This is a genomic window from Fictibacillus sp. WQ 8-8, assembly GCF_024494405.1.
Taxonomy (GTDB): domain Bacteria; phylum Bacillota; class Bacilli; order Bacillales; family Fictibacillaceae; genus Fictibacillus_C; species Fictibacillus_C marinisediminis.
This window is the reverse complement of sequence record NZ_JAMXKG010000002.1, coordinates 113,606-127,076: the sequence shown is the minus strand read 5'-3', so window position 1 is coordinate 127,076 and position 13,471 is coordinate 113,606. Positions and strand designations below refer to the sequence as shown.

Genomic DNA, 13,471 nt, shown 5'->3' with positions numbered 1-13,471 from the left:
ATGAACAAGCCTTTGTTGCTGAGCTGGCTGACGGCCATCATCGCGGTCATCGGCTCACTTTACTTCAGTGAGGTCATGCATTACGTTCCGTGTACATTTTGCTGGTACCAGAGGATCCTGATGTACCCGCTCGCCGTATTTCTAGGTGTGGCTTTCTACCATCAGGACAGCAGAATTGCCCGTTATGTGCTGCCTCTCTCTGTTTTAGGTATATTTGTGTCAGGCTATCACATCGCGCTGCAAAAGATTCCGGCATTGCAGGAATTTGAAGTATGCACATCAGGTGTGCCTTGTTCGCAGGATTATATCAACTGGCTGGGCTTTATTACGATCCCGATGCTCGCCTTCACAGCCTTTGTGATCATTACAGTGAGCATGATCATATTGAGCAGAAAAGGATAACCGTCTTGCCGCAGGAGCTGCCAGAAAGTCATAAACTGACCTTCTGGCAGCTCCTTTTAAAAAATTTTGATTGTGGAGTCATTACTTGCAAAACAATCTCCATTGACAAGTTGATTGGAGTGTAAGGTGTGAGACTCCAGCGGAACGCGCGTGACAGGTGAAACCCGCAGGCGCTTGCGCCGAGGGGTTCAGCGCACGCCCCGCGGAAAGCGATCAGCCTGGAACGGAGATCAACTACTTCCAGATAGACAGCACCTTTCAGTGTTATAGCCATATTGGACAGCCTCATGTTTTTCGAATTGGAAGCTTTTTAATCCTTGAAGTGGCTCCTTTTTTTCTGTAAAATGCGGAAGAGGTTATGTGCAAAGAAAAAGTTCGGGTGGACAAGCCCGTTGTGAAAAAGGAGAGGTAGCAGGATGGGTAATGTTTTTGTTCTGGATCATCCATTGATACAGCATAAATTAACACATATTCGTGACGTTGAAACAGGAACAAAGGAATTTCGTGAGCTTGTGGATGAAGTAGCGGGATTGATGGCTTTTGAAATCACGCGGGATCTTCCGCTTGAGGAGGTAACCATTCAAACTCCTGTAGCTGAAGCGCAAATGAAAGTAATTGCCGGGAAAAAGCTGGGGCTTGTACCGATTCTCCGTGCTGGTCTTGGAATGGTAGATGGCATCTTAAAATTGATTCCAGCAGCGAAAGTTGGGCATGTAGGTCTATATCGCGACCCGGAAACACTTTTGCCAGTTGAATACTACGTTAAGCTTCCATCCGATGTGGAAGAGCGCGACTTTATTGTGATCGATCCGATGCTGGCAACTGGCGGTTCAGCCGCTGCAGCTATTACTTCCCTGAAGAACCGCGGTGCGAAAAACATTAAGTTGATGTGTCTCGTTGCTGCTCCTGAAGGAATCGAATTGATCCACAAAGACCATCCTGAAGTGGACATCTATTTGGCAGCCCTTGATGAGAAACTCAATGACCACGGCTATATCGTTCCTGGTCTTGGTGATGCAGGGGATCGTCTTTTCGGAACAAAATAAGCGAAGTTGAAGAAGCACCGGCGGAAATCTCCGATGCTTCTTTTTTTTGTGGGCGAAATGATGGAAGGGGGAATAAATGTAGCGAATCGCGTCGAAATGTGTCGTGGATAAACGGTTCGATAAAAAATGTGGACGTTTCGATAATATATCAACGTTTTCAATAATAATAAAAGATTTTCGATAATAAAATCAGGAATTCGATAATAAAAATCCAGGTCACCCTAGCTTTCCTCTATTTTGACTGATTTTCTTTTTGAAGCTGGATTTCTCCCCCCTTATAGAGCTCCTTCATGCAATTCGAGCTAAAAATACAGCAACTAAACTCCTTTTGCCTGCTTTTTAAAGAAAATCCCCTAATAAATCCATCAACTTGCCCGCAAAAATTAAAAACGCCCCTCCGCTCACCCCGGGCATCCCGGAATGAACAGAAACGGAGCGTTCCTTACTAAAATCCAATCAACTAATCTCCTCAAACGCTACGGAAATAAGCTTTCCGTTGTCCGGGTTATGGAGAACTTTTACTTTAATGTCTTTTTCAACATTGTTCTCGGTTACGATGAAGTCAAAGAAATCAATGACGGTTCCGTCAGCATTGACGCGGCGAGTATCGTACTGATAGTCGCTGATCGCGCTGTTCGGATACTTCTCTTTTGTCCGTTCAAGAGCGATTTTCCCCCACTTTGCGTAATCCTGCCGCATGGGCTCGGTTGATATGTTGACCCTGTTGTTCCGGTTCTGGTCTTCGTAGTAACCGGTCTGATGGGGTTCCACATTATTTTTCCGGTCGTTTGCATTGTTCATGCATGCCCCTAAAATCATCAAAAAGAAAGCAAATAAAAATCCTGTTTTAGTAAGTTTCAAGTGATAGCCTCCTCGTGATTCGATATCACTCAAAAGTGTCTGCAAAAACCTGAATTTTATACATAAATGAACATTTAATATTGTGTAATATCCCGCGATTTTCCTAAGGAAAAGCAATATTATAGAGCATTTGAATAAACATATAGGAATTGTGACAGATTTTCCACAATTTATACGATATTTAACCCCTAATTGCGTTGACACCGAGGTACCGCTATTGTATCCTTACAAAGGGAATATGGTAAGGTTTTCATACTAGGAGACTAGCGCGTTTCCTAATATTTTGAACTCTTGCTTATATTTCGGAAGGAGTCCATGCGATGAGCACCGGGAAACGGCCTTATAAAGCAATGGCATTAATGTCAGGTATATTGTCAACACTAGTTGGAGGTATATTGCTTGGACTTTTCGGCGGTATGTGGCTGGATCGCTTCACGGGAACAAGTCCTTTGTTCCTCATCATTGGCTTGTTTCTAGGGCTTGGAGCCGGCGTTTATGGCATGATCCGTTTATTATCCAACCAATCAGGAGAAGAACGCAAATGACCGAGTACACCATGACCTACAGAAGATACATAAAGTATACACTCTTTATGCTCTCTTTTTTTGTCCTCGGATACGGAGTAACGTCCTGCAAATCCATCTTCCTCGGTTTATCATTCGGCACCCTGTTCAGTCTATTTAATCTCTGGAGTATGTACTCCAGTATCGAGCGGCTCGGACAAGCAGTCATTAACCAGCAGAAAGTCAGGACAATGGGCTCATTATCAAGACTTCTCATGGGAGGTCTCGCGGCGCTAATTGCCATTAGATTCCCGCAATTCTTCAATTTGTTAAGTGTGGTAATTGGATTGATGACGGTCTATATTATCATGTTAATAGATTCACTAACTAAAACCATACGTACTCCAAAGGAAAAGAGGTGAACACAGGTGGAACACGAAGCTCCGATACATACGTTTATGGGTTTGCAATTTAACCTGTCTAACGTATTGATGATTACAGTTTCATCACTTATTGTTTTCCTGATTGCTGTACTGGCTACCCGTGCCTTGTCCATGAGACCGGGCGGAATGCAAAACTTCCTCGAATGGGTAGTGGACTTTGTAAAAGGAATCATTAATAGCACAATGGACTGGCATACCGGCGGACGCTTTCTAACGTTAGGACTCACGCTGCTCATGTACATTTTTGTCTCCAATATGCTGGGACTGCCGTTTGCAGTAGCTTTCGGACATGAATTATGGTGGAAGTCCCCGACAGCAGACCCGACGATCACATTGACACTCGCTGTTATGGTAGTGGTTTTAAGCCATTATTATGGAGTGAAGTTAAAGGGTGCTAAAGCATATGGTTCAGAGTTCTTCAAACCATTCAAGCTTTTCTTCCCATTAAAGCTGATTGAAGAATTCGCAAACACACTTACGCTGGGTCTTCGGCTTTACGGTAACATCTATGCCGGTGAAATTCTTCTCGGCCTTCTCGTGGGTCTCTCACACCAAGGTATCTTTGCTGGTATTCTGGGAATCTTCCCATTGATTGTATGGCAAGGGTTCTCGGTATTCGTAGGTGCTATCCAGGCATTTATCTTTACCATGTTAACAATGGTTTATTTAGCCCATAAAGTGGCTGATGACCATTAATTAATATAATTTCCGTTTCCGGCCAAATAGCCGGGAACAAAAAAATAAAATTTACAGGGGAATAGAAGGGAGTAATACAAAAATGAATCTTATTGCAGCAGCAATTGCAATCGGTCTAGCAGCACTAGGTGCAGGTATTGGTAACGGTCTTATCGTAGGACGTACAGTTGAGGGGGTTGCTCGTCAACCAGAACTACGCGGTACGCTTCAAACAACAATGTTTATCGGGGTTGCGTTAGTTGAAGCACTTCCTATCATCGGTGTTGTTATTGCATTTATCGTTCTTGGGAAGTAATAACAGCAAGATTTAAAAAGATCTCAATAATGGCGAAGCATGTTTCAAAACTGGAACTTTTCTTCGCCATTCCTTATGTATGACCTATTGAAGGGAGGAAATACCGTGCAATCCTTAATTTTAGGTGCTGCAACCGGTGGTGTTAACGGCGGAGATATTCTCTTCCAGTTACTAGCATTCATAATCTTAATGCTCTTGTTACGCAAGTATGCATGGGGTCCGTTAATGGGCATCATGAAAGAGCGTCAATCTTATATAACAAATGAAATCGAAGCAGCAGAAACAAACCGCAAAGAAGCGGAACAGCATCTCGCTGCACAAATTCAAGAATTAAAACAAGCGCGTGAGGAAGCAAGAGCTATCATTGAAAATTCGAAAAAACAAGGTGAAGTCCAAGGAGAAGCCATCATTCAGGCTGCCCGCGGCGAAGCCAACCGTGTGAAAGAAGAAGCACTTGCTGACATTGCCAGTGAAAGAGAAAAAGCTGTGGCTACTCTCCGTAATGAAGTCGCTTCTCTATCCGTTATGATTGCTTCTAAAGTCATTGCGAAAGAACTAGATGAGCGCAGCCAGGAGAAGTTAATCCAGGATTATCTTCAAGAGGCAGGCGAAGCTAGATGAGCAAAGATCTTACTGTAATTGCAAAACGTTACGCATCAGCGCTTTTTGAAGTAGTAGGGCAAGAGAATCTTGATAAGGCAGAAGCTGAGCTTCGCCTCGTAAAAAGCATCATGGAACAAAACCATGATATCCAAAAGATTTTAAACCACCCGAAAATTTCTGTACAGCAGAAAAAACAAATCGTAAAAGACAGCATTGGCACGGACATTTCAGCACCGGTCCTGAACACAGTTTTCTTGCTCATCGACCGCAACCGCCAAGGTTTGATCACTGAGATGGCCAGCCAATTCATTGGATTAGCAAATGAATCGCGCGGCATTGCTGATGCAACTGTTTACTCTGTCCGCTTGTTATCTGCAGATGAAAAACGCCAGCTTGAGGAAACGTTCGCGAAACGAGTAGGCAAGCAGCGGCTGCGCATTGAAAATATTATTGACCAAAGCCTCGTGGGGGGCGTAAGAATCCGCATCGGCAACCGTATTTTTGACGGAAGTGTCCGCGGGAAACTAGAGCGTATTGAACGTCAATTAGCCGCTACGCAAGGCTAAAAAGATAGGGGTGAAATTCATGAGCATTAAAGCTGAAGAAATCAGTGCTTTAATAAAAAAACAGATTGAAAACTATCAGTCTGAAATCGAAGTTAACGATGTCGGTACAGTTATTCAAGTCGGTGACGGTATTGCCCGTGCGCATGGATTGGATAATGTTATGGCTGGTGAGCTTGTTGAATTTTCTAACGGTGTTATGGGTATGGCCCAGAACCTTGAAGAAAACAACGTCGGTATCATCATCCTTGGGCCTTACCAGGAGATCCGTGAAGGAGACGAGGTTAAACGTACAGGACGCATCATGGAAGTTCCTGTAGGACCGGAGCTTTTAGGACGTGTTGTTAACCCGCTTGGCCTTCCTATTGATGGTAAAGGGCCGGTAGAAACAGTGAAAACACGCCCGATCGAGCAAAAAGCTCCTGGAGTAATGGCTCGTAAGTCTGTACATGAGCCGCTTCAAACAGGAATCAAAGCGATCGATGCCCTCGTTCCAATCGGACGCGGACAGCGTGAGCTGATCATCGGTGACCGCCAAACTGGTAAAACAGCTGTAGCCATCGATACGATCATCAACCAAAAAGATCAGGACATGATTTGTATCTATGTTGCGATCGGACAAAAAGAGTCCACCGTTGCTGGTGTTGTTGAAACTCTTCGCGAACATGGTGCTCTCGATTACACGATCGTTGTTTCTGCTGGTGCTTCCCAGCCTGCACCTCTTCTTTTCTTGGCGCCGTATGCCGGTGTATCCATGGCTGAAGAGTTCATGTGGGACGGAAAACACGTATTGATCGTTTATGATGACCTTTCAAAACAGGCAGCAGCATACCGTGAGCTTTCCTTGCTTCTTCGCCGTCCTCCAGGCCGCGAGGCTTATCCAGGGGATGTTTTCTACCTTCACTCACGCCTTTTAGAGCGTGCTGCGAAATTAAACGATGAATTAGGCGGAGGTTCTATTACCGCACTTCCTTTCATCGAAACACAAGCGAGTGACGTATCTGCTTATATCCCGACAAACGTTATCTCCATTACAGACGGACAGATCTTCTTGCAGTCTGACCTGTTCTTCTCTGGTGTACGTCCGGCAATTAACGCAGGTATCTCTGTATCCCGTGTAGGGGGATCAGCTCAAATTAAAGCGATGAGCAAAGTATCCGGTACCCTTCGTCTTGACCTTGCATCTTTCCGTGAGCTTGAAGCATTTGCTCAGTTCGGTTCGGATCTGGACAAAGCGACTCAAGCGAAACTTAACCGTGGTGCGCGTACAGTAGAAGTACTTAAACAAGGACTTCACAAACCGCTTCGCGTAGAACTTCAAGTTGCCAGCCTTTTTGCATTAACAAGAGGATATCTTGACGATGTAGCTGTTGAGGATGTAACTCGCTTTGAAGAAGAGCTTCATGCATACATGGAAACAAACACTAAAGACGTTCTTGACCAAATCAAAACGACTGGAAAACTTCCAGAAGGCGACGATCTGGACAACGCGATCAAAGCGTTTAAAAAAGTATTTGCATAAGAAAAGCTGAAGTGCTCGCTTAGGCCCGACAAGCGCTGGAACTCTCACACAGCAACACGCTTTTTGTGTTGAGGAGTGAGAGTGAAGCGACCTCGAGGGCCTGAGCACTGAAGCTAGATCCAGTGCTAACAGTAACGATATGTTTTTCAATAGATAACTGCGCAGGATGCACCCATGCATCCTGCAACCAGCTTAAATAAAAGGTGGTGAATACGAGTGGCATTACGAGATATTAAAGCTAGAATCGATGCAACAAAAAAGACAATGCAGATTACAAAAGCAATGGAGATGGTATCCGCTGCTGCCTTGAACCGTGCTGAGCAAAACGCCAAACGATTTGTTCCTTATATGGATAAAATCCAGGAGGTCGTTTCCAGCATTGCTTCAGGAAGCAAGAGTGCACGCCATCCTATGCTTTTGAGCCGCCCTGTGAAAAAGACGGGATATTTTGTCATCACAGCAGACCGCGGTTTGGCAGGTGCCTATAACTCCAACGTTCTTCGTCACGTTTTCCGTACGATTAAAGAGCGCCATCAGTCTCCTGATGAATATGCGATCATCGTTGTGGGTAAGGTAGGCCTTAACTTCTTTAAGAGCCGCAGCATGCCGGTCTTGGACAGCATTACCGGTCTGGCTGACCAGCCATCTTTTGCAGACATTAAAGCGATCGCGAGCAAAGCAGTCAATCTGTATGCTAACGAAACATTCGACGAGCTTTACATGTACTATAATCATTTCGTCAGTGCCATCCAGTCAGAACTAACGGAAAAGAAAGTCCTTCCGCTGACTGACTTTGATGGAGCGAGCACATCAACTGCTTCCTACGAGTACGAGCCTTCTGAAGAAGAAATTCTTGAAGTCTTGCTTCCACAGTATGCTGAAAGCTTGATCTACGGAGCGTTATTGGACGCTAAAGCAGCAGAGCATGCTTCTCGTATGACAGCGATGAGAAATGCAACTGACAATGCAAACGAATTGATCGGCCAGTTTACGCTTACGTATAACCGTGAACGTCAGGCAGCCATCACTCAGGAAATTACCGAGATTGTCGGCGGGGTTGCGGCACTCGAATAGATTTTTTATGCCTCATTCAGGCATGCCGGCACAAACCAGTGCCAGAAGTTAGGAGGGGAAACGATGAATAAAGGTTATATAACTCAGATTCTCGGACCTGTTGTTGACGTTAAATTCAATGACAGTCTTCCGGAACTTTTGAATGCATTAACTGTTGACGCTGAAGGCGTTCAATTAACTCTAGAAGTAGCCCTTCACCTTGGTGACAACACTGTCCGTACCATCGCGATGGATTCTACTGACGGTCTTGTACGTGGAATGGCAATCAATGATACAGGCAAGCCGATCTCCGTACCTGTAGGAAGTGCGACACTTGGCCGCGTATTTAACGTGCTTGGTGACCACATCGACCTTGGGGAACCGGTTCCTGCTGATGTTCGCCGTGATCCGATTCACCGCGGAGCACCTACTTTCGAAAACCTTACAACACGCACTGAAATCCTTGAAACTGGTATTAAAGTCGTTGACCTTATCGCCCCTTATGTTAAGGGTGGTAAGATCGGTCTTTTCGGAGGTGCGGGTGTAGGTAAAACCGTACTTATCCAGGAATTGATCAACAACATCGCTCAAGAGCATGGCGGTCTTTCCGTATTTGCTGGTGTTGGTGAACGTACTCGTGAAGGAAATGACCTTTTCCACGAAATGACCGATTCTGGTGTTATCAAGAAAACAGCAATGGTATTCGGCCAGATGAATGAGCCTCCTGGAGCACGTGCGCGTGTAGCACTTTCCGGGTTGACTATGGCTGAATATTTCCGTGACGAAGAAGGCCAGGACGTACTGTTCTTCGTTGACAACATTTTCCGTTTCACGCAAGCAGGTTCTGAAGTATCTGCCCTTCTTGGCCGTATGCCATCAGCGGTAGGTTACCAGCCTACACTTGCAACAGAAATGGGCCAATTGCAAGAGCGTATTACATCCACGAAAAAAGGTTCCGTAACATCCATCCAGGCGATCTACGTACCTGCGGATGACTATACTGACCCGGCTCCGGCAACCGCGTTTGCCCACTTGGATGCAACAACTAACCTTGAGCGTAAATTGACTGCCATGGGTATCTACCCTGCGGTAGATCCATTGGCCTCTACTTCACGCGGGCTTACTCCTGAAGTTGTTGGAGAAGAACACTACAATGTAGCACGCCAAGTTCAGCAAACATTGCAGCGCTATAAAGAATTACAGGATATTATCGCGATCCTTGGTATGGACGAGTTATCTGAAGAAGATAAATTGATTGTACAGCGTGCACGCCGTATCCAATTCTTCTTATCTCAAAACTTCCACGTTGCTGAGCAGTTTACCGGACAAAAAGGATCTTATGTTCCTGTTAAAGAAACCATCAAAGGATTCAAAGAGATCCTTGAAGGCAAGCACGACGACCTTCCGGAAGATGCATTCCGTCTTGTAGGTTCTATTGAAGATGTTATTGAAAAAGCAAAGACAATGGTCTAAACCTATAAGGGGGTAAGACGAAATGAAAACTTTAGAAGTAAGTGTAGTCACCCCTGATGGTCCCGTGTTTGAAGGAACGGCAGAAATGGTCAGTGCAAAAGCAAAAAGCGGAGAGCTTGGTGTCTTGCCTGGACATATTCCGTTGGTTGCTCCTTTAACCATCAGTGCAGTTCGTGTGCACCAGGATGGAAAAACACTTTATGTGGCCGTTAGCGGTGGATTTATCGAAGTCCGGCCTGAAAAAGTAACGGTTCTTGCTCAATCTGCAGAACTAGCAAGCGAGATTGAGATGGAACGTGCTCAAGCGGCTAAAGAGCGTGCTGAGCGCCGTCTGGCAGCAACAAATCAAGACGATATCGACCATAAAAGAGCAGAGCTTGCTCTTCGGCGTGCGGTCAACCGTATTGAAATCGCGAGCCGCAGATAAATAAAGTAAGAAGCCTCCCTGGCTTTGGCCAGGGAGGCTTTTTTTGCACAAGAAGGGATATTTCGGGTGACTATAGGAAGAATTCTGGCAGCATCGTGAAGTTTCCGGGCGACTTACCAAGTCTTTTTCTTTTTTTTTACGAAAAAGTATATAATAAGGGAAACCCGCATGTTGGAGGAAAAACAAATGAGCTTTAGAAACCAAACTATATTACCGGCTGTTCGCAAATGGAAGGAACTTGAGCAGTTACTGAACAGCGAGTATACATACATCGTCATTCTTGACAGCCACATTGCTCAGTTGAAAAGTATGGTGAAAATTGCCGGCCAGGCCAATAAAAAGCTATTTGTCCATGCGGATTTGATCAATGGTTTAAAAGCAGATGAATATGCTGCGGAATTTATCTGCCAGGAAATCAAGCCGGCTGGCATCATTTCAACACGGTCAAATGTCATTGCGACGGCAAAAAAGAAAGGTGTAACCGCCATACAGCGGTTATTTTTGCTTGATTCCATCGCACTGGAAACAAGCTATAAAATTATCGGGAAGACACAGCCTGATTTTATCGAGGTCTTGCCTGGATTGATGCCGAACATCATCAAAGAAGTTCATGAAAAAACGGGTATTCCTGTGTTTGCAGGCGGATTGATCCGGACAAAAGAAGAGATCGATCTGGCGATTCAAGGAGGGGCAGTGGCGGTGACCACTTCCGATAAGGAACTCTGGTAAAGGTGATGCATGAATTTTCCATATCCTTACCCATTGACAGCGTTTTCAAGCTATGATTAAATATTAGACAAGTTAATAATTTGATGGAGAATCGGAGATCAGCAGAAGCCCTTACAATAACTTAAGGGATATTTTTGCTGGTCTTTTTTTTCACCAAATGTCATTAATGGGGCAGGCTAAGAGAAATTTTCCATTCTCTTGTCTAATTTGGAAAGGAGTGTAGAAGGATGTCACCGATACTCGGAGAAATTATCGGAACAATGATCTTAATTATTTTTGGTGGCGGCGTTGTTGCCAATGTTAGCTTAAAGAAATCCAAGGCAGAAGGCGGAGGGTGGATTGTTGTGGGTCTTGGCTGGGGTCTTGCTGTATCGATGGCTGTATACGCTGTCGGTAAGTTCAGCGGTGCACATTTAAATCCAGCGGTTACGTTAGGATTGGCTGCAATTGGAGACTTTAGCTGGTCACAGGTTCCAGGGTATATTGCTGCACAGATGCTTGGTGGTTTCCTGGGCGGAATTATTGTTTATTTTCAATTTCTGCCTCACTGGGAACAGACAGAGAATCCAGCTGTGAAACTTGGCGTTTTTTCTACGGACCCTGCAATTCCACATACATTATCGAATCTTTTAAGTGAGTTTATTGGAACAGCTGTTTTACTGGTAGGACTTTTGTCTATTGGAGCGAATAAATTTACAGAAGGATTAAATCCTTTGATCGTCGGTTTCCTGATTGTAGCGATTGGATTATCTCTCGGAGGACCTACCGGATATGCGATTAACCCGGCACGTGACCTTGGGCCGAGACTGGCACATTTCTTTTTGCCGATCAGCGGCAAGGGAGGATCTAACTGGAAGTATGCCTGGATTCCTGTTGTCGGCCCGATTTTAGGCGGAGTATTTGGCGCACTTCTTTATCAAGCATTGTTTGAAGGCAAGGTAACCGCTTTCTTTTGGAGCTGGACCGTATTATCGGCATTGATATTTGCAGCGGCTCATCTTGCCGGCAAGAGCGGTACACAAGGGCTCAGACACGGTGAGAGAATAAAGAACTAACACACAAAAAACACATTAGAATGCATAAAAACCAGTTCATTTGTAAAGGAGAGCTATTTCTATGGATAAGAAATATGTTTTAGCACTGGATCAAGGAACAACAAGTTCACGCGCAATTCTTTTTAACAAAGAAGGCGAAGTTGTATCTGTTGCACAAAAAGAATTCACACAGCATTTCCCCAAGCCGGGCTGGGTTGAACATAACGCCCAGGAGATCTGGGGAAGCATACTTGCTGTTGTTGCCCAGGTACTGGAAGGAACGAACACTTCTCCAAAAGAAATAGCGGCGATCGGAATTACAAATCAGCGTGAAACAGCTGTAGTATGGGACAAAAATACCGGGAAGCCTGTTTACAATGCGATTGTTTGGCAATCAAGACAGACGGCAGATATCTGTGAAGAACTAAAGGCGCAGGGACACAACGATCTATTCAGAGACAAGACAGGCCTGCTGATCGATGCGTATTTTTCAGGTACAAAAGTAAAATGGATCTTGGATAACGTGGAAGGTGCACGCGAAAAGGCAGAAAAGGGCGACCTTCTTTTCGGAACGATTGATACGTGGTTATTGTGGAAAATGACTGGCGGACAAGCACACGTTACCGATTACTCGAACGCTTCAAGAACCTTGATGTATAACATCTACGATTTGAAATGGGATGAAGAACTGCTTGATATCCTTGACGTTCCGGCATCCATGCTTCCTGAAGTAAAATCATCTTCAGAAGTCTACGGCCAAACGATCGATTATCACTTCTTCGGTGAAAGCATTCCAATTGCAGGGATTGCCGGCGACCAGCAGGCTGCACTTTTCGGCCAAGCGTGCTTTGAAACAGGCATGGCGAAGAATACGTACGGCACCGGCTGCTTTATGCTCATGAATACTGGAGAAAAGGCCGTCAGATCTGAGCATGGGCTATTAACTACACTTGCTTGGGGAATTGACGGAAAAGTACAGTACGCGCTTGAAGGCAGTATTTTTGTAGCGGGTTCAGCAGTTCAATGGCTTCGAGACGGCCTGCAGCTAATCCGTACTTCTCCTGAAAGTGAAGAACTTGCAGAGCGTGTTACGTCATCTGATGGAGTGTATGTTGTACCGGCTTTCGTTGGGCTCGGAACGCCATATTGGGACAGTGAAGCACGAGGAGCTGTGTTCGGCTTGACGCGAGGAACGAAAAAAGAACACTTTGTGCGTGCTACGCTGGAGTCCCTTGCTTACCAGACTCGTGATGTTTTGACAGCCATGGAAGCTGATTCTGGCATTGAACTGAAAAAGCTTCGCGTGGACGGCGGCGCGGTGAAAAACAACTTCCTCATGCAATTCCAGTCCGATATTCTTGGAGTTCCGGTGGAGCGTCCGGAAATCAATGAAACTACGGCTTTAGGCGCGGCTTATCTCGCGGGCCTTGCTACAGGATTCTGGAGCGGCCGTGAAGCCATTGCAGATAAATGGAAAGTAGAAAAAGATTTTGACAACGCCATGGAAGAAAAAGAACGCGAAGATCTATACAAAGGCTGGAAAAAAGCCGTTGAAGCAGCACGAGTTTTTAAATAATTGGGAGTGGTTGATTTCCGTTTCAGGATGCTCGCTTTCCACGGGGCGTGCGGTGAGCCTTACCGGCGCCAGCGCCTACTTTCTCGGCGCAGGCGCCTGCGGGTCTCACCTGTCCCGCTGCTCCCGCAGGACAAGGAAGGCTTCGGCAGCGTTATATCGCACGAAGAAAATGTGAAATTCATTTTCGAGGAGTCTCGCACCTTGCACTCCAATCAACTTGTCAAAGAAGGAACTTTACAAAAATG

Annotated in this window: 17 protein-coding genes; 15 read left to right on the top strand and 2 right to left on the bottom strand. The window is 45.3% G+C overall.

Going from position 1 to position 13,471, the window contains the following annotated elements:
- Positions 1 to 402, top strand: coding sequence for a disulfide oxidoreductase (locus tag M1K46_RS04385; protein ID WP_062238312.1), 402 nt, complete (start codon positions 1 to 3; stop codon positions 400 to 402).
- Between the two features lie 28 nt (positions 403 to 430).
- Here the strand turns inward: M1K46_RS04385 and M1K46_RS04380 are convergent, their stop codons facing one another.
- Complete coding sequence (locus M1K46_RS04380; RefSeq protein ID WP_256225097.1) at positions 431 to 676, bottom strand: hypothetical protein; 246 nt, start codon at positions 674 to 676, stop codon at positions 431 to 433.
- 142 nt (positions 677 to 818) lie between these two features.
- Between M1K46_RS04380 and upp the strand changes: the two genes are divergently transcribed.
- Positions 819 to 1,448, top strand: coding sequence for a uracil phosphoribosyltransferase (upp, locus tag M1K46_RS04375; protein WP_053356468.1), 630 nt, complete (start codon positions 819 to 821; stop codon positions 1,446 to 1,448).
- Between the two features lie 456 nt (positions 1,449 to 1,904).
- Here upp and M1K46_RS04370 read toward each other — a convergent pair whose 3' ends face one another.
- Complete coding sequence (locus tag M1K46_RS04370) at positions 1,905 to 2,309, bottom strand: DUF3889 domain-containing protein (protein WP_062238314.1); 405 nt, start codon at positions 2,307 to 2,309, stop codon at positions 1,905 to 1,907.
- Between the two features lie 320 nt (positions 2,310 to 2,629).
- On the opposite strand from M1K46_RS04370, the gene M1K46_RS04365 reads away from it, so the two are divergent.
- From M1K46_RS04365 to glpK, 13 genes are all read left to right on the top strand, one after another.
- Positions 2,630 to 2,854, top strand: coding sequence for an AtpZ/AtpI family protein (locus M1K46_RS04365; RefSeq protein WP_248254407.1), 225 nt, complete (start codon positions 2,630 to 2,632; stop codon positions 2,852 to 2,854).
- The gene (locus M1K46_RS04360) at positions 2,851 to 3,234 is read left to right on the top strand and encodes an ATP synthase subunit I (RefSeq protein ID WP_062238316.1); all 384 of its coding nucleotides are present in this window, start codon (positions 2,851 to 2,853) and stop codon (positions 3,232 to 3,234) included. The genes M1K46_RS04365 and M1K46_RS04360 overlap by 4 nt, the downstream gene beginning before the upstream one ends.
- Before the next feature lie 6 nt (positions 3,235 to 3,240).
- Positions 3,241 to 3,951 carry a F0F1 ATP synthase subunit A gene (gene atpB / locus M1K46_RS04355; protein WP_062238317.1) on the top strand — a complete coding sequence of 237 codons (711 nt, stop codon included), beginning with the start codon at positions 3,241 to 3,243 and terminating at the stop codon, positions 3,949 to 3,951.
- 82 nt (positions 3,952 to 4,033) lie between these two features.
- Positions 4,034 to 4,246: a F0F1 ATP synthase subunit C gene (gene atpE, locus M1K46_RS04350; RefSeq protein ID WP_061973519.1), complete on the top strand. Its 213-nt coding sequence runs from the start codon at positions 4,034 to 4,036 to the stop codon at positions 4,244 to 4,246.
- 75 nt (positions 4,247 to 4,321) lie between these two features.
- Complete coding sequence (gene atpF / locus M1K46_RS04345) at positions 4,322 to 4,867, top strand: F0F1 ATP synthase subunit B (protein WP_062238493.1); 546 nt, start codon at positions 4,322 to 4,324, stop codon at positions 4,865 to 4,867.
- On the top strand, positions 4,864 to 5,415 hold the full coding sequence (locus M1K46_RS04340; protein ID WP_091009331.1) for a F0F1 ATP synthase subunit delta: 552 nt from the start codon (positions 4,864 to 4,866) through the stop codon (positions 5,413 to 5,415). Before atpF ends, M1K46_RS04340 begins: the two co-directional genes overlap by 4 nt.
- 19 nt (positions 5,416 to 5,434) lie before the next feature.
- Entirely contained in the window at positions 5,435 to 6,934 is a 1,500-nt protein-coding gene (gene atpA / locus M1K46_RS04335; protein ID WP_053356476.1) for a F0F1 ATP synthase subunit alpha, read from the top strand.
- A 210-nt stretch (positions 6,935 to 7,144) separates the two neighbouring features.
- A complete protein-coding gene (atpG, locus tag M1K46_RS04330) occupies positions 7,145 to 8,008 on the top strand; it encodes an ATP synthase F1 subunit gamma (protein WP_156419071.1) in 864 nt (287 codons plus the stop codon).
- A gap of 63 nt (positions 8,009 to 8,071) precedes the next feature.
- Positions 8,072 to 9,460 carry a F0F1 ATP synthase subunit beta gene (atpD, locus tag M1K46_RS04325; protein WP_256225092.1) on the top strand — a complete coding sequence of 463 codons (1,389 nt, stop codon included), beginning with the start codon at positions 8,072 to 8,074 and terminating at the stop codon, positions 9,458 to 9,460.
- Between the two features lie 22 nt (positions 9,461 to 9,482).
- Positions 9,483 to 9,887, top strand: a complete 405-nt coding sequence (locus M1K46_RS04320) for a F0F1 ATP synthase subunit epsilon (RefSeq protein ID WP_256225091.1) — start codon at positions 9,483 to 9,485, stop codon at positions 9,885 to 9,887.
- 186 nt (positions 9,888 to 10,073) lie between these two features.
- Positions 10,074 to 10,616, top strand: a complete 543-nt coding sequence (locus tag M1K46_RS04315) for a glycerol-3-phosphate responsive antiterminator (protein WP_053356479.1) — start codon at positions 10,074 to 10,076, stop codon at positions 10,614 to 10,616.
- A gap of 227 nt (positions 10,617 to 10,843) precedes the next feature.
- On the top strand, positions 10,844 to 11,671 hold the full coding sequence (locus M1K46_RS04310; RefSeq protein WP_256225090.1) for an MIP/aquaporin family protein: 828 nt from the start codon (positions 10,844 to 10,846) through the stop codon (positions 11,669 to 11,671).
- Positions 11,672 to 11,732: 61 nt separating this feature from the next.
- A complete protein-coding gene (glpK, locus tag M1K46_RS04305) occupies positions 11,733 to 13,226 on the top strand; it encodes a glycerol kinase GlpK (protein ID WP_256225089.1) in 1,494 nt (497 codons plus the stop codon).
- The last annotated feature ends 245 nt before the right edge of the window (positions 13,227 to 13,471 follow it).